This window comes from Ruegeria discodermiae (assembly GCF_030758345.1).
Taxonomy (GTDB): domain Bacteria; phylum Pseudomonadota; class Alphaproteobacteria; order Rhodobacterales; family Rhodobacteraceae; genus Ruegeria_C.
Genome location: NZ_JAVAMO010000008.1, coordinates 153,790 through 175,442 on the forward strand (window position 1 = coordinate 153,790; position 21,653 = coordinate 175,442).

Genomic DNA, 21,653 nt, shown 5'->3' on the forward strand with positions numbered 1-21,653 from the left:
AGTGCTTCCTTCCATTCCAACGAAAGGATCACTCCATCAAAACTTGGAATCAACCGACCTAATGCTCGACCAATGAGCTGGCTGGGCTCTTCGTCGTCATCGAAGGCGATCCGACTTCCTCAATCCGACTGCGGCTGGCCATTGAGCCCATTGGGGACCTCTGAGAATTCCGCGCATGCTGCGACCGCAGCGCTGATTTCGGGCATTAGGAACTATGCACCGAAGGTTTCGAATTTGATCTGGTCGGTCGCCACGCCGCCGGCCTCCAGGCCGGTTTTCAAACCGGTCATGAACTCCAGAGGACCGCATAGCAAATAGTGCGCGTTCGGCCCCGCGCCAAGCGATAACAGGTCGGCAGCAGTGATCCGGCCTCTGGCGTCAAAGGTTTTTCCTAAGTAATCGGTGCTTTCCGGTGCACTGAAGAATATCTGTCGTGCGGCGTTTGAATTTGCAGCAATCAGCGGATCAACCTCACCGCCAAGCGCGTAGGCGCGCCCGTTTCGAGCGCCGTGGAAATACCACACCGGCCGGTCGCTTTCGTCGGTCGAGACTTCGTGCAGCATTGCAAGCATCGGTGTCAGACCGACACCAGCGCTGACGAGCACCAATGGTTTGCCATCATCGGGGAGTACAAAGTCACCGGCGGGCGGCTTGGCCTCGATCACGTCGCCCACCTGCACCTCGTCATGGAGGAATTGCGACCCGACACCGCCTGCCTCGCGTTTGACAGTGATCCGGTAGTACGGATTCGCGGCCGAGCCAGAGAGCGAGTAGGTCCGCCGTAGCTTCGCGCTATGGCCCGGGATGTCGAGAGCGATCGGCAAATGCTGCCCGGCGCGGAAAGGCGTCACCACCTTGCCATTCGCGGGCGTGAGGTGGAAAGAGATGATGCCCTCGGCTTCCACGACCTTTTCGGTCACGGTCAGCTTCGTCATCGCAGCCGGTTCGGCGGACCATCTCAGAGAGAGAGCGGCGGGTCTGTCGATGACAGTTTCAATCTCAACATCGATCACACGCAGGATGCTTGGGTCACATGCCTCCTCGGGGTCCCAGTCAACCGTGGCCCGCCCCGTCACATGCAAAAGCCCGCCAGTTGCGAAATCGACAAAGAGCAGCCCGACGCGCGGGTCCTCCAGAAGATTCCCGATCGTGTTGAAGAAGTTATTGCCCGTATAGTCGGGAATGCGCAGTCGCTTCGGGCCCACCACACGAACAAACCCTGGCTCGCCGCCACGGTGTGAAGCGTCATAGCCGTTGGAAATCGCTTCTTGCGACCCGTGCCGCCCCGATCCGATGAACAAGGTGTCCGCGGCGCTTATGCGTTTGATTTGTTCTGCGCTGAGTTGAGCGGATGTGGCCGCTTCCTGCGACATCGTCGTGTCGGCGCGCCACCACTCCCGCTCGTTGATATATTTTGGACAATTCCCAAAGGTCTGGCGGATGTCGATTGCGAAGCCATCTTTGGTTGGACGCGTCCTGCCGCTGAAGCGATTGCGGCGGCGCGTGGCCAGCTCGATGCCAACCACGCCAATATCAACGCCCGCCAGAACAGCCTCGTGCAGCGGATCTTGTGGATCGATCTTTGTTGCAAGTGTCAGCGTCCGGGCGTCTGGTGAGCCAATAAAACCGTCCTCGCCTTCGATGATCGTCGCCCAGACGCGCCCCTGCATATCGCTGGAGGCTGCAACCACAAACGGTTGGGCTTGATAGAATGCGCGATGTTGGTCCGGCATGTGATCCCGGATAAAGGACGACACGCGCGCGGCGAGCCCTTCGACACCAGCGCGTTCCTGGGCCGCCAGTTCGCCCGAATGAAATAGGGTGTCTGCGTCCATCATCGTTTTGTCCCGTTTGCTAAACCTTGTCGTCAAAGACCCAGATCACTGAGGCCCGGGTGGTCGTCAGGACGCCGCCCTAAGGGCCAACCGAACTTACGATCCTCTTTCTGGATCGGGTGCTCTTTGATGCTGGTAAAACAGCGGTAAGGCGTGGCGTGGGTCTTCGATTGCCAATGGAAACGTCTTTTGCACTACTCGGCGGCAAGGCCAGCGGCGGTTGCGGGCATCGCCTCAAAACCATCCAATGCCTCGAACCGTGCAATCCAGGCGCGGACGTTCGGGTATGGTTCGAGCGAAACATTCCCTTCTGGCGCATGGGCTGTGTAGGAATAAGCCGCAACATCCGCGATGGTCGGCCGGTCACCGACAAGCCAGTCGCGACCGTCCAGACCGTGTTCCAGCTTTTGCATTGCCTTCGCCGCGGTCGCAGCGGCAAAGTCCGGGTCCAGAGGCGCGCCAAACACCGTAATCAGCCTTGCAGCACAGGAACCAAAAGCAATTTCACCGGCAGCAAGCGTGAGCCATCGCTGAACATTCGCTTCTCCCTCGGCATCGCTTGGCATCCAATCGGGTGCGTATTTCCGGGCGAGATACACCAAAATGGCGTTTGAATCTGAAACGACGGTGTCGCCGTCTTCCAGCACAGGCACTTGCCCATTCGGGTTCATAGCCAGGAAATCAGGTGTTTTGTGCTCACCCGCCGCAAGATCAACGAAGACCGCCTCGTGGGCAATCCCTGCGAGCTTGGCAAAGACCAAAGCGCGATGCGCGTGGCCCGATTTGGGGAAGTGGTGAATGCGAACGGCGTTTGACATGTGACGGCTCCTACTTGGGTGGATCATTTGCCAAGACAGATACGACTTGCAGTCTCAGGCGATAATCGTCAATTTTGGGGAATGTTTAGGCCCTGAAAGGGCGTAATAAGCCATGGACAAGATCGACCGCATGCGAGCCTTTGCGCTTGTCGCAAAGAACGCCTCTTTCACACTTGCCGCAGAGCGTATGGGACGATCCGCGCGGTTGGTCAGCAAATACGTCGCGGATCTGGAAGAGGCGCTTGGCGTTCAGCTTCTGAACCGAACCACACGCAGTGTGTCCCTGACGGATGCCGGTGCCACCTATCTGACGATGTGTGAACCGCTTCTTGATGGGTTTGACGAGTTGGAAGAAGCCGTTAGGACCCAACAAGCGGCTTTGCGCGGTGTCATCCATATCTCGGCCCCGACGGGATTTGGGTCGGTGCGGCTCGCGCCCTCGCTGGCGGATTTCGCCGCACTGCATCCGGACGTGGAGATTGACCTTCGTCTCTCGGATAGAAGGGTGTCCATCATTGACGAAGGTCTCGATCTTGCTATCCGCATCGGACCGATGCGTGACAGCTCGCTCAAAGTGCGCCAGCTAGGCCCGATGCCTTTGATCGTCTGCGCATCGCCGGTCTATTTGAAACGCAGCGGCATGCCGACGCATCCGCGCGCGCTGGAGACGCATGAGTGCATTCTGGACGGCAATATGACCGAACCTACGATCTGGCGTTTCAATATGGACGGTCAGGAATTGGCGGTCCATGTCAACGGTCGACTTCGCGCCAACGCACCGGCAGCCTCAGCGCGGCTGGCAGCCACAGGCGTCGCGGTTGCCCGCTGCCCAGCCTACACCGTTTCCGAAGCGCTCAAATCGGGAGAATTGGTCGAGCTCTTTGCCGAGAACCGCGTGGCACCCTACGTCGTCGCCGCATTGTTTCCCCAGAACCGCCGACTAACGACCCGCGTGCGCGCTCTGATCGATCACCTCGCGAGCGACGCGTCGCTTTGCTCTGATGTGACGTAGCGAGCAAACATAGAACGGCCTGTAAACGAGATAGCCGGAAGGGATGTCGCGCGATGGCGCGACAAGCAACAATGCGAGCTAATTTTTGGCGCGAACGCTATGAAGTGCCTAAGCAAGTAAGGCGAAGCTCCTCTTCGCCGATCAAATGCTGCTGTTTGATCTTAATCGCCGATGTGTGAACTATCCTTATCCGGGTGGTGCCAAATCAGCAGGCCGATCACGGAAGATGCTGCGAAGAATGTGATCATGCCAAAGGCCACGTCGAAGCTTCCGGTTGCGTCAAGCGCAAAGCCGGTGATGGCAGGGGCCAAGAAACCAGAAATTGCAAGGCCGCTGTTCATGACACCCATGCAGGTTCCGGCACGCTGCGGGACAACATCAGCGATAATCGCGTAGAAGATCGGATTTGCGCCAAGCCCCGCGGAGACGGCGATTGTTATGCCGGTCAGCGCAATCGAAAAACTGTCCACAAAGGCCAGTGGAAGAACGGCAAGCGCAACAACCGCGTGCAGGGCCGCCATCGGATAGCTGCGCGCAAGCCGTAGCGAACCGGTTCTTGTCAGCAACCAGTCCGACAGGCGCCCGATGGCATATAGCGAGACAGCAGCGGCGGCCCAGGGGACCGCAGCAGCCCAACCGATCTGTTTGAGGTCCAAGTAATAAGTCGTCCGCAGGAACTCGGGCAGCCAGGTCATGACGAAGAACAGCAGATAGCCGAACACGAAATACGACCAGTAGCTGGCCAGCAATGTGGGGTTTGTCAGCAAGATCCTGACGTCCTCGCGTGATAGCCACGCGCCCCTATTGCGCGATACCCCATCAGCGCGAGTTTCTGTTATGAAGGTTCTCTCGGCCTCATTCACGAAACGCGACGTCTCCGGTGCGTCGCTGGAGAGCCAGAGCCATGCGGGCAACCACAAAAGGCCCAGAAACGCCAGGCCAAAGAACAAGATGCGCCAGCCGACTTCGGCGATGACGAATGTGGCCAAGGGTGCGCCGACAGCCAGTGCCAGCGGGATGGCGACCAGTGCAGCCCCCATCGCCGTGGACCGCTCATTCGGCGGCAACCACCTCTCCACAATGTGCGAATGGGCCGGGAAGGACGGGCCCTCCGCCAATCCAAGTGCGATGCGCGCGCTGTAGAGCATCACGAAGCCCACCGCAGCCCCGGTCCAGCCAATCGCGATCGACCAGAGAAGAACTGCGAGGGCGAAGGTTTTGCGGGTTCCGAAACGGTCTGCCAGATAGCCGCCCGGCAGGTTGGTCAGGAAGTAGCCGATGCCGAACGCGCCCAGCACTAGCCCTAATTGCGAGGCTGATAAGCCAAATTCGCTTTGAATGGCATGGGCCGCGTAGGAAATGGCCGATCGGTCAATGTAGTTGATCGTGTTGATTACAAACAAAAGCGCGATGATGGTCCAACGAAATCGGGTCGCGGGCGCGATTGTCTCAATCATGACATCACCTTGCCAAAGAATGCCCAACGCTAAAGAGCAGCGGCTGGTAAGTCTGAAACCTCTCAAGAAAGCAATCGAACTTCAAGTGTCTGGCATAACGCATTTTATTCTGATGCGCTTTGTCAGGTAGCTCAGTGTCAATATCGCTCGACTGGTGCCAGATGAATGCTGGAACGACTTAAAGGCTGCTGGATATTCTCGTTCAACTTTGAAACGACGGTGTGGGAAAACACCGACGCTTTCGTCTCTGGCGACACCGTCGCGGTCTTAGGTAAAATGAACGGGAATACGATAAAGTCCGACGAGGACATCCGCGAGTTTTGCTGAGCGCGAAGGTTCGCGACAGTCAGGTCGTTTTATGGCGTTGGTTTGAAGACAGTTTTGCGGTGAGCCAAGCTTATCATGGATAAAGCGTGCCAAAGGGAGATCGAAACATGAAGGTAAGCCACCTCCTCTATCTGGCGCCTCTGGCGTGTGCATATAGCGCTTCCTATGCGCTGGCTGACCTTAACAATCTACCGGCCCGGGAAACGCCAATTCCGCGCACAACAAACGGCGTGCCGCATGTTCAGATTGAGGTAGAACCGGTTCCAGAGATATCAGAAGCACTCCTGAAAAGGGTTTCTGAGTTGCCGGGCGTTGAGATCAGGCCGACGGTCGTGTCCTTGCCCGGTGCCTTGGGTTTCTGGGTTAGCGAAGACTTGGCGCTGGCCCGACCCGAGGTCATAGTAGGTGGTCGCGAGTTTGCCCACATCCACCCCGACGGCAGCCTGCACGCGTCGCTCTCACCAGCGCTCGCGAAGTCAGCAGCTGACAAAGGCTGGGCAGTCAGCCATCCTTGGGCGGATCAAAGACCGGGCTGGGGCGGCTTTGTTATGATTTTCACGCCCGTGAATGCAGATGAATTGGACGTTGTCTTCGATCTGGTCGAGGCATCATACGAGTTTGTGACAGGCCTGGACTCATCGTCAAACTGAATGAACTCTCCAGCTCCGAATTCTAAAACGAAGAATTCAGCTGCGCGAGCTTTTGACGGGACATTGCTACTGACGCGTTCAAAAGAATGCGGACGCTCCAACAATGAGGTTCCCAGTGCTCAGGCAGATATTAGACTCTCGCTATTTTGTGCGGGGTCTCATTGCGCTGCCTTCTATCCCGAGGGTTCTTGCTCTGAGGGCGCGATGCGAGTACCGCCAATGTCGGGCGGCAGTAGGTGCGGGCCTCCAACGACCTCACTGAGTAAGCAGAGCTTTGCCAGGTTTGATAGACAGGCTGCAGCTGCCGACACGCGACAGACCGTGGCTCCTGGTATCCGCTGCATAGCACCAGACGGCTGTTACTCCAAGGAAAGCCGAGGCGAAGACGCCGGAACAGCTTTAAGATAGGCGGCAATCGCCAAACGGTCGCCATCTGTAAGCAGTGATGTATTCTCAATAACTTCAGCCATCTCACCACCAGCACTGTCATAGTCCGGTGTAAAGCCGGATTTCAAGTATTCTGCTATGTCAGCTTCGGACCAATCAAGCTGGTCTGGGGTTAATCCGGGAATACGACCTTTTCCGCTTGGGTTTGGCGCACCTGCCAGCCAAAGGTCTCGTTTCAGACCACCTAAGCCGTTTCGCGGCGTGTGACATTCGCCGCAATGCCCGAGCGCCTCCACCAAATACCGGCCTCGGATCTGTTGGTCGTTCAGATCGCCTTCAACCACCCATCCTGGCGTCATGAACAACAGCTTCCATCCCCCCAATCCGCGTCGAACGTTGAAGGGGAAACCAACCTCATGCGCCTTGCTTTCGGTTCCGACCGCTGGAAGGGTGCTGAGGAAGGCATGGAGCGATACAATGTCCTCGGTCGTCATGTTGGCGTAAGACGTATAGGGAAACGCCGGAAAATAGTGCTGTCCTTGGGGTCCGGTGCCATGGATCAGGGCATTGGCCAGATCCAGGGCAGACCAGGACCCAATTCCACTATCTGGGTCCCTAGATATGTTGGGGGCAATGAACGTGCCGAAATCCGTCTCAAACCGACGGCCGCCAGCCAGTATGAATTTATCCTCACCAACCGCATCCGGCGCCGAATGGCAGGAGGCGCATCCTGCCGCGTGGAACACCACCTCGCCTCTGGCGAGATCAGGGGTCACACCAATGAGTTCGGACTGATCCATCTTTTGAGGTCGGGTTAGCACCAAACCGGCCAGCCCGACCAACACAACGACACAGGCGGCAAGGAGAAAAAAACGCCGCACCGTCAGTGCCTAGTCAGTTTTTTGGCGCTCTGTACGCTTTGTGACATGCCGAACAACTTCCACCCAGGTCGCCCATCGCGGCTTTCAGGGCTTCAACATCTTGGCCTGCCGCCGCCTGCATCGCAACAGCGGCGTCCGCCATGGCCTGCCCTTTGGCACCAACGTCGGGAAAGTTTTCCCAGATCGCAGGCAGCGCTCGGGTGGATGGGTCTGACACGTTATCAGATCCCGCGGGCCACATCGCGGATTGGTCGATCTGCGTCAGAACAACCAAATTGTTCGTGGCCCGTGTTGCGGCCTCGGCATCATAATCCACCTCTCCCTTGGCCATGCCGCCAAGTGTCCCAAGATTGAAGGCATAGAGCTGCATGATTGAGGTCCGAGCTTTCACAGCCGGGTTTTCGCTTTCGTGGGCGATGGCTGTGCCGATTGCGGCCACCGTTAACAATCCGGCGGCAAAGATGGAAATTTTCTTCATCATGGTGTGTCTCCCTGTTCAATAGGCCAAGTTTAGCTTGAACGATTTTCCTTGTAATTGTTTGTTCTTCGTCATCCCTTGTTAATTTATGAACAACGAGAACTGGGATGACATCCGATACGCGCTTGCGGTAAGCAAATACGGTTCGTTGAATGCGGCCGCAGCGGCCCTGGGTGTTACGCATGCAACCGTCCTGCGTAGGGTCGCAGCCTTCGAAGAGCGCAGTGGCTGTGTGATTTTCCGGAAAAGCCCGTCCGGATATTCCGTGCTTCCTGAGGCCAGAACAGTCCTTTCAGCTATGGAAAGCGTTGAAGACGCGGTGTTGTCGGTCGAGCGGGCAATTGTGGGCACAAACCGCTCTCCGGTGGGTCATGTCCGTATCGCGTCTACCGACAGTCTTTGTCAGCTTGTGCTGCCTCAGATCCTGAACGAGATTTCCCGGCTGTATCCCAACCTTGAACTGACCCTGCTGAGCGGGAACAGCCACCATGACCTGTCGCGGCTGACCGCCGACATCGCCGTGCGACCCTCGGTTCAGCTTGGAGAGGGTCTAGTCGGCGAGGGTTCTGGTTCATTGTCTTTTGGCGTTTATGATGATGGGTCCCCAAATCATAAGTGGATGAAGCTTGACGGGGCGTTAGGTCGCTCACTCCCTGCTAAATGGCTGGCGGAACATGTTGCAGCTGACGATATAACGACCGGGGCAGATAGTTTTTTGGTGCTTCAACAGATGGCCGTTTCGGGAATAGGCAAAACATTTCTTCCCGCATTCATTGGTGACGCAGACCCCCGTCTTCGCAAATCAGATGCAATTGATCCGGGGATCGAAGTTCCAATATGGGTCGCGACATTAGAGGAAATCGCGCAGACACCAAGGTTTGCTGTTGTACAACGGGCATTGGTTGATCGCATAACCATAGCGCTGGCCAACTGAAATCACTCAAAGAAGAGTTGCGAGCAGTCGCATTTATGGCAGAACAACATTGCGAGTTCTGCACCAGCCTGTCGCCGACAATTCGCATTCGGCCGTTCATGGGCCGAAACCTGCATTCATCTGCCGAGCAGCGGTCGCTTTTGGCCAGTATAGCCCGTTCTTCGAGTTCTTGCCCCGCTGTGCTCTCTCAGGCCGATACTCTGTCTTGTCCTCTTTCAGCATATATCGCCGCCTCCCGTCCGATTCCGCGCTTGAACGGAGCTAGCGCGCTGAGCATCAGCCAGTCGGGGAATGCGTCGCGATAGAGTTTGGGCCCATCAAGGTGAATGCGTCCGATGGCGATTTCCTGTCGGATGTCACGGAATCCGCGCCAGGCCTCGATGAAGCGCCGGATCTCGGCATGCACGACCAGGTCGGACTCGTAGCCGGGATACTTCATGCACATATCCGCCTGGCCTTTTTCGACCACCAGCCAAAAGCGGAAAATGCCCTTCTGGTATCCGGTGAAGGCAAATTCGAGGACCGTGCGCTCCTCTGGCATCGCTTCGACGTTGAGCCTCGTGTGCATGCTCCAAGCCAGAAACGCCGGGTCGAGGTCTTCGTGTTCCATGTCGCGGGACCATTTCTGTCCCCAAACGGCAAGGCTCATGATGATCGGATCAAGGTCGCGGCCCGCCTCGGTCAGCTCGTAAGAATAGCCGCGCTCACCTTCCAGCGGCGTGCGGGTGATCAAACCGCCACTTTCCAGCTGTTTCAGGCGCTGGCTGAGCAGCGTGGCTGAGATTTTGGGCACGCCGCGGTGGATTTCGTTGAACCTTGTACACCCGTCAATGACGCGGCTTATTACAAGCAAGGTCCAGCGTTCACACAAAAGCTCAGCGGCGAGGGCGAAAGGGCAATATTGTCCGTATCCTTTATAAGGCATGAGTCACTCCGGCAATCGCGTCTGACAAGACCAGGATGGCCCCCGGCCTGGGCCGAGACAACTACGGATTCTGTAGTACTCCAGATTTATTAGTTTTCTTGACGGTCGATTTTTCGAATCCTGGTCGGGAGGAACGGTCCCTGGACACCGGAGGCGACGGAATGACCAGCTTGAGCCCATCTGCACCTGCGATTGTTGACGAAACGCTCGGAGGCAAGGCCTTTGCAGCCGGCGCATCCGCCTATGAAAGCAGCCGGCAAGTATGGAACGCGACCATCGACCGCTACCCAGCGTTGGTCATCCGGTGCGACAGCGTTGAAGACGTGCAGGCAGCGGTCAAACATGCGGTGTCGCTTGGCGCTCCGGTCTCGGTGCGCGGAGGCGGTCACAACATCGCCGGAACCGCGGTCGGAGATGGGGCCGTCATGATCGACCTGTCCGCGATGAACAAGGTGGAGGTGGACTCGGTTGCCAAATGCGTTTGCGTCGGTGGTGGCGCAACCTTGGCCAAGCTGGACGCCGAGACGCAGTTGCACGGGTTGGCGACCCCGGGTGGGGTTGTATCTTCCACCGGGGTGGGCGGACTCACTTTGGGCGGCGGCATAGGGTGGCTGGCGCGGCGGCATGGCCTCAGTATCGACAACTTTGTTTCGGCCCAGGTCGTGCTCGCGGATGGTCGTCTGTTGACCGCTTCCGAGGCCGAAAATGCCGATCTGTTCTGGGCGCTGCGCGGCGGCGGCGGCAATTTCGGTGTGGTCACGCGTTTCGAATTCCGTCTTCACCCGGTTGGCCCCGAGGTCTGTTTCGGGCCGACATTTTTTGCGTTGTCGGATGCTGCGGAGGTTCTAACCGCCTATGCACGCGAAGCTGAGCACCTAACGCGCGACGCCTGTGTCTGGGCCAATCTTATGACTGCCCCGCCGTTTGATGCCGTGCCCGTGCACTGGCACGGGCAGAAAGTGCTGACACTTTTGCAGTTTCATGCGGGACAACAGGAGCAGGCAGTATCTGATCTTTCGCCGCTCAATGGCGGGGTCACACCTATTGGCAATGCGTTCGGACCACGAAGTTTTGTCGAAGCTCAAAGCTTTCTGGATCCGGCCTACGAGTTTGGAGCACGGAACTATTGGCGCTCTCACAATCACCTGACGCTGACGCCGGAGCTGATCTCCACGCTGGTCGATCTGGTGCCGGACCTGCCAACACCGGAATCCGAATTGCTGATCTGCCAGATTGGCGGCGCGGTCGGGGATGTCGCGCATGACGCGACGGCCTTCGCGCATCGAGGTGTCCGCTTCATGTCCACCCCGGGGGTGCGATGGGCGGAGCCGGGCGACGACGCGGCCATGATCGCATGGTTGCGCAACGCCTCGGATCGTATCGCGGAACAGGCCGTTCCCGGTGCTTACGTGAATTTCGTCGCCGAGGACGGGGCCGCGGACAGCGCCTATGCCTCAAACTTGGCGCGCCTGCGCAGAATCAAGGGGCGATATGATCCAAACAACCTGTTCCGAGTGAACCAGAATATCGAACCCATCGGGGCACCGGACAGCTAAACCACAAGAGGCCAAGGCAGGAAATTACGGAGACCCTGTGCGCTTCCCGGTTGCAATAAGAGGCCGTGGGATGGCAGACTTTCTCCGTAGTTTGAGGGATTGACCAATGTTCAACCGCCAGACGGACAACCTCGCCAACGCTGTCCGTCTGCTTGTAGCGATGGGAGGGTTCGCTTCGGCGCCCGGCCCGAAATCCGGACTTGCTGTCTACGATGCCATCCGCAAGGTCGCGGCTCGTCCTCCGAATTCGCTGGCGCGTATGGCCGACGCGTTGACAGATGCCGCGCGCGGGGTCTTTGCGAGCCTGTCCGGCTTGCCGATGCATGCGGATGTCCTCTTTGCTCAGATGGTCGATGCCGGTTTGCTTACGCCACAGGAAATCGTCGCATATGACATGGATGCCGTAGCCTGTACCAAGGCGATGCTGGAGAAAATCACCGACGAATCTGATCCAACCGGCGAGATGCGTCGCGACGAGATGCGCCTGCTGTTCACCCGGATCACCCAAACAGCGCTTGAGCCGCTGCTTGCTACGACGGAATACGCGGCCGATCTGACGCCTGCGTTCATGGCCGAGATCCTGCAGATGGCTCACCGTACCGAGCGAAAGATCGACGATGTCGCCGAGAAGCTCGACAACCTTCAGGCTCAGACGCGCGATACGCTCGAAGCGCTGGCGCTCCGGTTCGGTGAACTCGCGCCCGAAGCGCTGACTGTCTCGGACCTCCGTGGCTTTCTGATCGAAAAAGCCCAGGACTACCGCGCCTTGCGACAGGAGGTCGAAGCGCTTCGCGGCACCGCTCCGCGCATTGACAATGTTCTATCCGCCGTCGAAGAAGCGATCGAAGCCCTCGATTTCGACGAGGCCGAACGCCTTCTCGCCTCGACTCGCGACACAAGCGCCGAGGCCCTCCGCAAGCCAATCGAGGACCACGCCCGGATCATAGAGACCCAGGCCCGGATCGCTCTCATGCGCGGGCGGCCCGAGCGGGCATTCACTCTGGTTTCGGGCGCCGCCGACAGCTTTGCCCTGCTCGATCCGCTGGAGCCATTCAGGCGGCGTCTTGGTTATGCGCGAACCTTTCATGACTATGGCGAACGCTTCGGCGCCCCAGTTACGGAAATGGCCATGCGTCTGACGCAAGCAATCCTGGAGCGTGTCGATAGCGATACGGATCGCGCGATCTTCTGCGAGGCGCAGAACCTGCTGGGTCTCTCGCTTCTCTCTCTGGGTCGCTTCGCAGCCGGTGATACAGGTCACGACCTGCTGGGGCGCGCGGCTGCGGCGTTCACGCTCACAGCGTCTGAGTCGGAGGGGCATCTGCGCGCCGCTGCGCTCGATCACCTTTCGCTCGTCCGCGTGACACAAGCGCAGCGTTCAGCACCGCCCGCGCGTGCAGATCTGCTGCGCGCCTCGATCAAGGGATCGGGTGAGGCGATCGAGCTTTTTGGCGACGACCTGTCCTCGCAAGCACGCGCTCTTAACAACCTGGGCAATGCCCATCTGTTGCTCGCCGACGAACTGGAGGGCAGAGGACTTGCCGAGGCACTTGATCAAGCCTTCGCGGCGCTGGACCGGGCCACACGGCTGTTCGGGGAAATCGGCGATGTGATGAACATGGCGGGCGCCCGTTTTGGTGTCGCGACCGTTATCGAGCGGCAAGCGACGGTTTTTGGCGATCCGTCGCGCCGAAACAAGGCCATCAATGAGTTTCAGCTTGCGTTGCAGTTCTATCGGGAACGCGACATGCCTCAGGATGCCGCTATGGCAGCTGGCACCCTCGGGTCCGCGTTGCTGACCCACGCAACAAACGCGCCCGCCGAACTCATCGCTCCGCTGCTGATCGCGGCCGGGTCCGCGCTAGGTGAGGCGGCAGTGCATTACCGCGAAACCGGACAGCCCCTCGCTGAAATGACTCTTCTGCGCAATCTTGCCCTATCGGAGGAGATGCGTGCAGCAGCTGAGCCGACAGCAAATACCGCGGGGTTGCTGGAGCGGGCGCAAACGCATCTCAGACGCGCGGTCAAACTCGACGCGTCAGGCGCAGAGGCTGAGCACGTTCGAGCTGCCTTGGATCGAGTGCAGAGCAAGCTAGCCGCGCTTTCCTGAGTGTTGCGTGAATCTTCAACAAAAGGCGACTTCGGAGCAAAACAGCCCATCCGAGCGCTATGGCACCGATTGCTCTCGCATTGGATTGAGAGGTATCTGCGCTTGCCTTTTCCCCACCGTTCGCTTTGGGCTCTAACGCGGGGGAAGGTCATGAGCGGAAAAGCGAGGTGGGCATGCTTGGCTTGGTTATTTGTCTGTTCGGACGAATACGGAATTCACGATGCCGAACGACCATGGCGCCGCAACATACCGGTGGTCATCGGTTGATTTCTCAGGATCGAGATAGAGGAAATGGCACAGATCGCGCCCTTGGTGTACGGAGGGTATGTTTCGGCATATCTGATCGCCAACGATCCTCCATGTTCCAGACAATGGTATGCCATTCATCCAGTCAAAATTCATTGCGATGGTGCCATCTGAATTACGTTCCTCTGAATAAGGCGCGCCGAACGGACCAACAGTGTGTTCTTCGTTGAAAGCATCTGAATGCAAAAGAACCAATTCGTCATGAGCGATACGGTCAGCCTCACGCCCTTCGTGAAAGCTGAAAGGCCACTCTGGGAGTCCTGATCCCAGCATGGCTTCTTCGAACACGGAAAAAACCTGCGGGTCCTTGTAGATTTCAAACCACGGCTTCATCCAGTTTAGATTGAGCCAGACATTGTTTTTTAGAAACAACTCCATGTAAGCCTGTGCAGCTTCGTTATTCCCTTCCCGAAAGTTTGCCTCAGCGAGATTTCGATGGTGCTGCTCACGCAAATCTTGTTCCGGGATACTGTTCAGAAGCTCCAACGCTCGCCCGCTGTCGCCGGCGCGCAGGTAGTTCCATGCAAGATCTCCCTTTTCGCCGGAATTTAGCCTTGGCGACAAACGCTCATACTCTTGAAATTCGGCAATTGCATCTTCGTAGTTTCCTTCGGATGTCAGGCACATGCCGAGAACAAGGCGGAGCACGGGATTGGTAGGATCCTTAAAAACAGAGCCCCTCGCCAAAGCAAGGGCACGGTCAGATTTGAGTTGCTCTAACAGAGCGCGAACCCTCAAAGCTGTGGCGTCAGGATTGCGCGGATCTCCTTGAAGAACCTGCTCAATCAACTCTAAGAATGCTGCTTGAGCATCAATTGTGAATTTGATCGTGTTGAAGCTACCCTCCCATATCTGGAAATTGGCTTCGGCGCTGCCCAGCTTTGCATCAATGAACTGCGGGTCCATCGACATCGCCTCATCAAACAAAGGAAGCGCTTTTGCGATATCCGTGAAGTCTTTGCTGTCAAGAAGCCTCTTGCCATTGGCATATGCCACGTAAGCCGCAGGGTTTTGCGTTGGTCTGCTCTCCAGAATGTTCCGCTCGATGTCGTTGAGTTTTGCCTCCATTGCGCCCGCTGCTTTCAGCTTCACGGTTACGAGCATGCCCAGCAGCTGATGGGCCTCTCCCTGAAAATCCTGCTCCCAAACCACGCGGTCGCCAGATGCCAATGCATCGCGAAGTCGAACGCGAAGTTCAATTTCTCCATTGTTCGATTTCGCTGAACCATCCAAAACGTACCGCACGCCCAGAACCTGGGCCACTTCACTTTCGTTGACGTCAATCCCCTCATAAGATTTTGCGACACTGTAGGGTGTCATCTTCAATTGCTTCAGGCGCTCAAAGGATAGATGCAAGTTCTCCGTAGCTGCGTCAGCGAACACTTGATCCGAAGGGCTTTCGGCTTCGAACGGAACGACCAAAAGTCCTGAAACCTCTGTTTTTTCACCTGAAAGAACAAAGATGTAAACGAGCAACGCTATGCCAGCTGAAACGCAAAATGCAGCGCTCAAGAATTTGCTTTTCCGTTTGAGTGCCGCCGACTTTGGCAATGGGACGAACTTCCCTGCGTCGTTCTGGTCCAGCAGTACGCGATAGGCGCGAACGGGTTGTGCAATGTTCTTGACGAAATGCTCACCAAGATCAGCAAAACCCAACTCTACCTTACCTTCTACGTTTCTTAGGACGCCTTCGGAGATCAATATCCCGCCGGGGTCAGCCAAAGCTTCTAGCCGGGCAGCCAAGTTAACGCCGTCCCCAAAAATATCGTCGTCGTCGACAACAACTTCGTCGGCGTTGACGCCAACGCGGTAAGCAATGCGTTTGTGTTTTTCGCTGTCGGCCTCGAGACAGTCAACACGACGTTGAAATGCGGCGGCCCATGTCACCGCGTTAACGGCGCTATCAAATTCGATTAATGCTCCATCGCCGGTGGTTTTGACGATCCGGCCGCTAAATTCCAACGCCAGAGGCTCGATCACTTCTTTCTGAATGACCTTCTGTCGGGCGAGAGTGTCTGCTTCGTTTTGTTCGACCAACCGACTATAAGCGACCATATCGATTGCAGCGATCGCAGCTAGCCTTCTGTTTCCGTGTGCTCCCTGCATTTCTTCCCCGAGCAATTCTCGAACTTTCGAAATTGGTCCACATAATAAACACAGAAATTCGTTAGCCGTCACTAGGGCGCTGAATTGTCCTAGCCGAAAAAGCCAATGTCAGCTTTGCCGCCACTGGAATGGTTGCGTTGTTTAAGCCCAGGCCAGACCGCAAACTCACTGTCACTGCGGAACGAATGTCCCGAGCCTATCACCGGACCTGTGCCCGGAATTGTCTGCATCACCTGGGTTGCACGACTTCGGCGCGCCTGTTGTCGCATCGTAAGTTCCTACCATCGCAGCTGGTTGCGCAGAGCGATCAACTGACGGCTTGGAACCCGCAGCACATCCTGCGCGAGGTCCGCCAGGTCAGACAAAGCTCCAGTTAGAAGTGCTTTCGCAAAATCAACTTCGCGGGCACCTTTGTAACGGCTGCGTGACAATGTGACGTCAAGTTGCAACTGGAACGGGAATTAGAGCCACTTCGTGTTGCGGTTCCCTTGATAAGACGCCATTTCTGAGCCCGTATTTGTGCGGGTGGTTGGAAGTTGAGGTACGAATGAAGCGGTTCTTTCTGGTTGCGGTCGCGTTAGTTCTGGTGGTGGGCGCCATACTGCTGGTCGGCCGGTCAAGCGGTCCCAAGACGACGCTTCACATCGTCTCAGGTTCGGAAAACAAGGCACTTGAGCCGATTGTGCGGGACTGGGGTGCCGACAATGGTGTTCTGGTCGATGTATCCTATCTCGGATCGGTGGACATCGCGCGCGCGCTCAGCGAAGGAGGTAACTCCGAATTTGACGCGGTCTGGCCTGCGAGTTCGCTTTGGATCGAGTTGGGTGACACTTCTAAGCTTGTCAAACACGACACGTCCATTCTCAGATCGCCTGTTGTGCTGGGCATCAAGAAAAGCATTGCTACCGATCTGGGCTGGATAGGTCGAAAGGATATCACTGTCGAAGAGATACAGGCGGCCGCGCGATCAGATGTGTTTCGCCTGGCGATGACCTCGGCCACGCAATCCAATTCCGGGGCCTCGGCCTATCTGGGTTTTCTTTATGCCCTGTCTGGCAATCCAGATGTGCTGACCGCCGAACATCTTGCCGACCCCGAGGTTCAGGAGCGCGTGCGAGATCTGCTAGCGCAGATCGACCGGTCTTCCGGCTCGTCCGGCTGGCTAAAGGATAGCCTTGTCGAAAACCCCGTCCGGTTCGATGCAATGTTCAACTATGAGGCGCTGATGATTGAGGCCAATCAGGCCCTCGAAGAGGTCGGCCAGGAGCCGCTTTACATCATCTATCCGACAAATGGGCTTTCGGTGGCGGACAGCCCGCTGGGCTATATCAATAAGGGTGACGCGGCGAAGGAAGAGGCGTTCCTGAAATTGCAGGAACATCTCTTGTCCGGCGATGTTCAGGACACGTTGCTTGCCCTCGGTCGGCGTGCCGGATTGCTTGGCTTGTCTGCCGATCGGGCAGACCCTGCAGTCTGGAGAAAAGAGTGGGGGGTCGATCTGGAACGGTCCATCGCCCCTGTGCCCGCCCCGGCAAGCGCTGTCATCGGCGAGGCCCTGACGCTCTATCAGACAGAGCTCAGAAAACCCTCGCTGACGGTATGGGTGCTAGATGTCTCTGGCTCGATGGAGGGAGAACCGCTGGCCGAGCTCAAAACCGCTATGGGCCTGCTACTTGATCCCGACGCGTCAGCGGTCAATCTGCTTCAGCCTTCGAGCCGCGATGTGACCATTATTCTGCCGTTCAACCACAAACCCGGTGCACCGCTCATGGTCAGTGGCTCCAAACCTAGCGATCTGTCGGAAGCCTCGCGCTACGTTGACAGGCTGGCTGCGGATGGCGGTACGGATTTGTACATGGCGGTTGTCGCGGCGCTTAAGGAATTGCGGCCCTATGCCGAAGACGGAACTTTGTTCGATTACCTCCCTGCCATCGTTGCGATGACGGATGGCGCCTCGGAGACAGTGAATCGTCCTGCGATGCTTCGAGCCTTGCAACAAAGCGGCTTTGGACTGGACGTGCCCATCCACTCGATCGCGTTTGGCAATGCGGATACCGCGCAGTTGAACGAACTGAGCGATGCCACCATCGGCCGGATGTTCACCGCCGGAGATGACCTCGCGAAGTCGCTCAGATCCGCCAAGGGATATAACTGATGCGGATGCGGGACGGGGTCAGGCAGATCGTGGCAGGCGTGACATCTGCCGCAGCATTCCTGTGTCTATTTTTCGGATTAGTTTTGATCTGGTGGGTCGCGCTGGCAGGCGCGTTGCTTGTTTTTGGCGCGATGCTGCTTGTGATCCGCCAGAAGCCAAATTTTAGCGAGCTGTTGGTCTCGCCCAGGACCTCCGAGGCCGACATTCGCGAGGCCGGGCGGATCATGTCGCGCGCCTCCGAGCGGCTTGCGAAAACGGCACCGCGGCTGCCGGACGCCGACCAAAGCATCGTCAACGCCATTTCGGCGCATGTCGAGTCGATCCGAAATCAGGTGATCTCAGACCCGGAAGACTATCGACGCGCCAGGCGCTTTATCACCTCATATCTTGAGAATATGGTCGAAACGGTTGAGCGCTACGCCGATCTCGCCGAAAAGTCGCGCGGGCGCCACGAAGATCGCTTGGCCCCGCTTTCGGAGCGTATCCGGGCCTTTGTTCCGGCGCTTGAACGGATCGATACTGCCTGTCTTGAAAACGATTTTCTGGCGCTGGAGACACAAGTCGAAGCGCTGGCGGCACAGATGAAACGAGGTTGAGCGAATGAATCGCAGCTTTCTTGGGCTCCTGATCCTGACAATAGTGGCAGGAGGAGCATTGCTGTATTCCCAGTTCGATCTGTCCGCACTGACCCGATCTGTGGATCGCCGGACGCCAATTGATGTGTCGATCTTCTATGGTGGCGAAAAGTCGGAACTGCTGCGCGACCCGGACGTTATCCGCATTCTCGAGGATCGTCACAAGATCACGCTTAATGCAACCAAGGCCGGTTCGATTGAGATGGTCACGACGCTGCCGGTCGCCGGGCGGGATTGTCTTTGGCCGTCGAATATGGTCGCCGTGGAACTGGCCCGGCAAAGCGGACGGACTGTGCTGGCGGATGAAACGATCTTCAACTCGCCGGTTGTCTTCTATGCCTGGGCGGATGTCGCGGATGCGCTTGTAACCAACGGTGTCGTCACCAAGCGAAATGACGGTTTTCTGACCGCGGATGTGGGGCGTATCGGTGAACTCATCAACGAAGGGGCGAGATGGAAAGAAGATCTCGGGCTTGAGATTTACGGCCCGTTCAAGATCTTTTCCACGAATCCTGCAAAATCGAACTCGGGCAATATCTGGGCCGGGCTTCTGGCCACGATCCTGAATGAAGGGACCCCGCCAACGGTCTCCGATTTGCCAACGGTTTTGCCCGATCTGGGCCGTTACTTTGATGCGATGGGGCATATGGAGGCAAGTTCCGGGGACATCTTCCAGAACTTCCTCAAGCAGGGCATGGGCGCCAGGCCTATGATTGTTGGCTATGAAAACCAAATGGTCGAGTTCCTGGCCGAAAACGCACAACTGGCGGACGACATTTCAGCCCGTGTTCGGGTGATCTACCCCGAACCCACGGTGTTTGCATCTCATCCCCTCATCTCTCTCACAGAAAGCTGTCAGCGTCTGTCTGACGCTCTTGTCGACCCTGAGTTGCAAGAGATCGCCTGGTCGAAACATGGGTTTAGAACCGGTCTCATTGGTGTCGAGAATGATCCGGCCGACATTGGGGTGACCACCCTTCCGGAGACAGTTAACCTAGTGGTTCCAATGCCTTCGGCCTCAGTTATGGAACGTATCGTCGAGGTCGTTAGAAAATAGTGCGGAGCGCGTGACTGTGCATTGTCGCCAAAGCCTATCAATTTCAAATTGGAGCGATGGCAGGAATTTCTGCTCCTGAGCGTCGGATGCTGCGCTTGCATTGAGGTCGACAGTGAACCCAAAAAAGGACGGAAGCGAGAACGCTTGTTCGCGTTGGCTCGCACGCAATCGAGGTCCCCATGTCCGACAACGCCTTTGCTGGGGTCCGGTCCTTCGTCGCGGGTCGGGACGTTCAGAAGTGCTATTGGATCGAGGAATCGGTGAATTGACCGCACAACGCACTTCAACCCGGCCCGGAGCAGCGCTAGTCTCCGATCCGAGCAACACTGAAAGGAGCCGCCCATGTCCCTCTTCTCAAAGCTCTTTGGTGGCGGCAAAAAGTCGGAGCCGGAGCCGATCCCGTACAAAGGGTTCGAGATCTTCCCCAACCTGATCGCCGAGGGTGGCAAATACCGCCTGTCGGCCCGTATCGAAAAGACAATCGACGGAGATCGCAAGACCCATGCGGTGATCCGGGCGGATGTCTTTGACAGTCGGGATGAGGCCGAAAGCTTCAGCATCGCCAAGGCGAAGCAGGTGATTGACGAGCAGGGCGAACGCATTTTCGATTCAGGAAACCGATAGCTTTTCGCCCGCTCCGCAATCGGCGATTGCCACGTGAATGACGTCTGGCCAGCGACCCCCGGCTTTGCTCGTGCAGCGAATAGCGATTTTGTGGGATACGACCGCAGAATGGCAGCAGCGTGTCGCGTGACCGCATTGGGTCGCCCTCAGAAAGCGGATGGCTATCCAAGCAAAAATGAATTGGCCTGTAGCGCAACATCTATCGGCCCAAACCATGGTGCATGCGCATCTCCGGGAAAAAGCTGCAGCCGGGCTCCTGGGATCGAACGTGCCAACCACTGTCCGTGATCAACTGGAACGGCGCGATCCTCTTGACGATGCAGCACAAGGGTGGGGACATCGACTTTGGGTGTGTCGAGTTTGGCATCGATCTGCCAACTCAGTTCGAGCATTGCGGCGGCCTGTTCAGAATCCGCAGCGGCGCGCTGTTGGGCCGCAAAACGACGCCTGTCTTCCGCATCTGCCGAGGGGACGAAGATATCCGCAAGGGCGCGCGATCCGACGCCCCAATGCTGGCGGATCAGCGCCAGCAGCATGGCTTGCGATTCTGGAGGTGCCAAGTCCTCGCCCGAGCCATAGGCACCATAGAAGCAAATGCGATCAACCTTTTTGGGGTGCGCCACCGCGTATCGGATGGCCACAGGCCCCGCCGCCGAGATCGCCAGAAGTGAAAAACTATCGGCGCGAAACGCCGCAACCATGTCCTCGAGCAGCGCGACCTCGTCCTCGAGCGTCTCGTTTGGATAAGCATCGCGACTGAGGCCCGAGCCCGGCCGGTCATAGCGCAATATCCGCAACCCTTTGCCCAGGGTCAGAAAGAACTCCTGAATATCCGGATAATCATGCCACAGATCAGACGCGGTAACCCAAAACGGAGGGACTATGAGCAGCGGGCCGTCGCCGTGAACCGCATATCCGATAGAGCGGCCTTTTCGATCCGTCACATAGCCGATCTCGGGCGCGCTTGTTTCATCGCCGGGGTTGGGCGCGGGTTGCTGAGGATCGCCGGATGGCGCATCCACGTGTCCGTCAAAGCGATACCCGATCTTCGGTAGCGTGCGAATAAATCGCTGCGAACGACCATCGTCGCCGATGGCCTTTCGCGCGCTTTTGATCCGGCTGGTAATTGCATCGTCCGAGATCGCCCTTCCATCCCAGATCTGCGCGATGATCTCGTCTTTGGTGACGGTCCGCCCTTCGGCCTGAACCAAAAGAACCAAAAGATCAAAGACCTGAGGTTCGATATGCTGCGCGACCCCTTCGCGCAGCAGCGTGCGGCGGTCGAGGTTCAGAACGCAATCGGAAAATGTGTAGATCACGAGCTTCCAACCCCTGAGATCTGCCAGGTGGCCTGCGCAAAGCATTCAGGAGACCGGAAAATCCAGCGTTTCTTCATTGCT

Annotated in this window: 18 protein-coding genes and 1 pseudogene; 10 read left to right on the plus strand and 9 right to left on the minus strand. The window is 57.4% G+C overall.

Annotated features, from left to right (window positions below; all coding sequences use genetic code 11):
* Positions 1-212 precede the first annotated feature (212 nt).
* The 3 genes and pseudogenes from Q5Y75_RS17480 to Q5Y75_RS17490 all read right to left on the minus strand — a co-directional run bounded on the left by Q5Y75_RS17480 (position 213) and on the right by Q5Y75_RS17490 (position 2,653).
* Positions 213-1,670: an FAD-binding oxidoreductase gene (locus tag Q5Y75_RS17480; RefSeq protein WP_306199794.1), complete on the minus strand. Its 1,458-nt coding sequence runs from the start codon at positions 1,668-1,670 to the stop codon at positions 213-215.
* A 197-nt stretch (positions 1,671-1,867) separates the two neighbouring features.
* Positions 1,868-1,969: pseudogene (locus Q5Y75_RS17485) on the minus strand (DUF1348 domain-containing protein); the annotation flags it as partial.
* Between the two features lie 60 nt (positions 1,970-2,029).
* On the minus strand, positions 2,030-2,653 hold the full coding sequence (locus Q5Y75_RS17490; RefSeq protein WP_306199796.1) for a glutathione S-transferase family protein: 624 nt from the start codon (positions 2,651-2,653) through the stop codon (positions 2,030-2,032).
* Between the two features lie 112 nt (positions 2,654-2,765).
* On the opposite strand from Q5Y75_RS17490, the gene Q5Y75_RS17495 reads away from it, so the two are divergent.
* Entirely contained in the window at positions 2,766-3,665 is a 900-nt protein-coding gene (locus Q5Y75_RS17495; protein WP_306199799.1) for a LysR family transcriptional regulator, read from the plus strand.
* Positions 3,666-3,826: 161 nt separating this feature from the next.
* On the opposite strand, the gene Q5Y75_RS17500 is transcribed toward Q5Y75_RS17495, so the two are convergent.
* A complete protein-coding gene (locus Q5Y75_RS17500; protein ID WP_306199802.1) occupies positions 3,827-5,122 on the minus strand; it encodes an MFS transporter in 1,296 nt (431 codons plus the stop codon).
* A gap of 165 nt (positions 5,123-5,287) precedes the next feature.
* Here Q5Y75_RS17500 and Q5Y75_RS17505 point away from each other — a divergent pair, with 165 nt between their 5' ends.
* Positions 5,288-5,449, plus strand: a complete 162-nt coding sequence (locus Q5Y75_RS17505) for a hypothetical protein (protein ID WP_306199805.1) — start codon at positions 5,288-5,290, stop codon at positions 5,447-5,449.
* Between the two features lie 107 nt (positions 5,450-5,556).
* Positions 5,557-6,099, plus strand: coding sequence for a luciferase domain-containing protein (locus tag Q5Y75_RS17510; RefSeq protein ID WP_306199808.1), 543 nt, complete (start codon positions 5,557-5,559; stop codon positions 6,097-6,099).
* A 359-nt stretch (positions 6,100-6,458) separates the two neighbouring features.
* Here the strand turns inward: Q5Y75_RS17510 and Q5Y75_RS17515 are convergent, their stop codons facing one another.
* Together Q5Y75_RS17515 and Q5Y75_RS17520 are read right to left on the minus strand one after the other, a co-directional pair.
* Positions 6,459-7,367 (minus strand): c-type cytochrome, encoded by a 909-nt coding sequence (locus Q5Y75_RS17515; RefSeq protein WP_371933285.1) that lies wholly within the window; start codon positions 7,365-7,367, stop codon positions 6,459-6,461.
* Between the two features lie 13 nt (positions 7,368-7,380).
* Positions 7,381-7,848: a c-type cytochrome gene (locus Q5Y75_RS17520; protein ID WP_306199814.1), complete on the minus strand. Its 468-nt coding sequence runs from the start codon at positions 7,846-7,848 to the stop codon at positions 7,381-7,383.
* An 85-nt stretch (positions 7,849-7,933) separates the two neighbouring features.
* Here Q5Y75_RS17520 and Q5Y75_RS17525 point away from each other — a divergent pair, with 85 nt between their 5' ends.
* On the plus strand, positions 7,934-8,779 hold the full coding sequence (locus Q5Y75_RS17525; RefSeq protein ID WP_306199817.1) for a LysR family transcriptional regulator: 846 nt from the start codon (positions 7,934-7,936) through the stop codon (positions 8,777-8,779).
* 187 nt (positions 8,780-8,966) lie between these two features.
* Here the strand turns inward: Q5Y75_RS17525 and Q5Y75_RS17530 are convergent, their stop codons facing one another.
* Positions 8,967-9,704, minus strand: a complete 738-nt coding sequence (locus Q5Y75_RS17530) for a winged helix-turn-helix transcriptional regulator (protein WP_306199821.1) — start codon at positions 9,702-9,704, stop codon at positions 8,967-8,969.
* 161 nt (positions 9,705-9,865) lie between these two features.
* On the opposite strand from Q5Y75_RS17530, the gene Q5Y75_RS17535 reads away from it, so the two are divergent.
* Positions 9,866-11,260 carry an FAD-binding oxidoreductase gene (locus Q5Y75_RS17535; RefSeq protein ID WP_306199824.1) on the plus strand — a complete coding sequence of 465 codons (1,395 nt, stop codon included), beginning with the start codon at positions 9,866-9,868 and terminating at the stop codon, positions 11,258-11,260.
* A 106-nt stretch (positions 11,261-11,366) separates the two neighbouring features.
* The gene (locus Q5Y75_RS17540; RefSeq protein WP_306199827.1) at positions 11,367-13,370 is read left to right on the plus strand and encodes a hypothetical protein; all 2,004 of its coding nucleotides are present in this window, start codon (positions 11,367-11,369) and stop codon (positions 13,368-13,370) included.
* Between the two features lie 186 nt (positions 13,371-13,556).
* Here Q5Y75_RS17540 and Q5Y75_RS17545 read toward each other — a convergent pair whose 3' ends face one another.
* The gene (locus Q5Y75_RS17545) at positions 13,557-15,782 is read right to left on the minus strand and encodes a tetratricopeptide repeat protein (RefSeq protein ID WP_306199830.1); all 2,226 of its coding nucleotides are present in this window, start codon (positions 15,780-15,782) and stop codon (positions 13,557-13,559) included.
* A gap of 547 nt (positions 15,783-16,329) precedes the next feature.
* Here Q5Y75_RS17545 and Q5Y75_RS17550 point away from each other — a divergent pair.
* From Q5Y75_RS17550 to Q5Y75_RS17565, 4 genes are all read left to right on the plus strand, one after another.
* Positions 16,330-17,937 carry a vWA domain-containing protein gene (locus Q5Y75_RS17550; RefSeq protein ID WP_306199832.1) on the plus strand — a complete coding sequence of 536 codons (1,608 nt, stop codon included), beginning with the start codon at positions 16,330-16,332 and terminating at the stop codon, positions 17,935-17,937.
* A complete protein-coding gene (locus Q5Y75_RS17555) occupies positions 17,937-18,533 on the plus strand; it encodes a 5-bromo-4-chloroindolyl phosphate hydrolysis family protein (protein WP_306199834.1) in 597 nt (198 codons plus the stop codon). Before Q5Y75_RS17550 ends, Q5Y75_RS17555 begins: the two co-directional genes overlap by 1 nt.
* 4 nt (positions 18,534-18,537) lie before the next feature.
* On the plus strand, positions 18,538-19,629 hold the full coding sequence (locus Q5Y75_RS17560) for a hypothetical protein (RefSeq protein WP_306199837.1): 1,092 nt from the start codon (positions 18,538-18,540) through the stop codon (positions 19,627-19,629).
* Positions 19,630-19,971: 342 nt separating this feature from the next.
* The gene (locus Q5Y75_RS17565) at positions 19,972-20,253 is read left to right on the plus strand and encodes an HlyU family transcriptional regulator (protein ID WP_306199840.1); all 282 of its coding nucleotides are present in this window, start codon (positions 19,972-19,974) and stop codon (positions 20,251-20,253) included.
* Between the two features lie 161 nt (positions 20,254-20,414).
* Here the strand turns inward: Q5Y75_RS17565 and Q5Y75_RS17570 are convergent, their stop codons facing one another.
* Positions 20,415-21,572: an alpha/beta hydrolase gene (locus Q5Y75_RS17570; RefSeq protein ID WP_306199843.1), complete on the minus strand. Its 1,158-nt coding sequence runs from the start codon at positions 21,570-21,572 to the stop codon at positions 20,415-20,417.
* Positions 21,573-21,653 lie beyond the last annotated feature (81 nt).

Coding starts and splice junctions, on each gene's coding strand:
- Q5Y75_RS17510 (WP_306199808.1), top strand. CDS start 5,557: ATGAAGGTAAGCCACCTCCTCTATCTGGCGCCTCTGGCGTGTGCATAT.
- Q5Y75_RS17480 (WP_306199794.1), bottom strand. CDS start 1,670: ATGCAGGGGCGCGTCTGGGCGACGATCATCGAAGGCGAGGACGGTTTT.
- Q5Y75_RS17520 (WP_306199814.1), bottom strand. CDS start 7,848: ATGATGAAGAAAATTTCCATCTTTGCCGCCGGATTGTTAACGGTGGCC.
- Q5Y75_RS17545 (WP_306199830.1), bottom strand. CDS start 15,782: ATGCAGGGAGCACACGGAAACAGAAGGCTAGCTGCGATCGCTGCAATC.
- Q5Y75_RS17540 (WP_306199827.1), top strand. CDS start 11,367: ATGTTCAACCGCCAGACGGACAACCTCGCCAACGCTGTCCGTCTGCTT.
- Q5Y75_RS17535 (WP_306199824.1), top strand. CDS start 9,866: ATGACCAGCTTGAGCCCATCTGCACCTGCGATTGTTGACGAAACGCTC.
- Q5Y75_RS17560 (WP_306199837.1), top strand. CDS start 18,538: ATGAATCGCAGCTTTCTTGGGCTCCTGATCCTGACAATAGTGGCAGGA.
- Q5Y75_RS17495 (WP_306199799.1), top strand. CDS start 2,766: ATGGACAAGATCGACCGCATGCGAGCCTTTGCGCTTGTCGCAAAGAAC.
- Q5Y75_RS17555 (WP_306199834.1), top strand. CDS start 17,937: ATGCGGATGCGGGACGGGGTCAGGCAGATCGTGGCAGGCGTGACATCT.
- Q5Y75_RS17500 (WP_306199802.1), bottom strand. CDS start 5,122: ATGATTGAGACAATCGCGCCCGCGACCCGATTTCGTTGGACCATCATC.
- Q5Y75_RS17550 (WP_306199832.1), top strand. CDS start 16,330: ATGAAGCGGTTCTTTCTGGTTGCGGTCGCGTTAGTTCTGGTGGTGGGC.
- Q5Y75_RS17565 (WP_306199840.1), top strand. CDS start 19,972: ATGTCCCTCTTCTCAAAGCTCTTTGGTGGCGGCAAAAAGTCGGAGCCG.
- Q5Y75_RS17525 (WP_306199817.1), top strand. CDS start 7,934: ATGAACAACGAGAACTGGGATGACATCCGATACGCGCTTGCGGTAAGC.
- Q5Y75_RS17530 (WP_306199821.1), bottom strand. CDS start 9,704: ATGCCTTATAAAGGATACGGACAATATTGCCCTTTCGCCCTCGCCGCT.
- Q5Y75_RS17505 (WP_306199805.1), top strand. CDS start 5,288: ATGCTGGAACGACTTAAAGGCTGCTGGATATTCTCGTTCAACTTTGAA.
- Q5Y75_RS17490 (WP_306199796.1), bottom strand. CDS start 2,653: ATGTCAAACGCCGTTCGCATTCACCACTTCCCCAAATCGGGCCACGCG.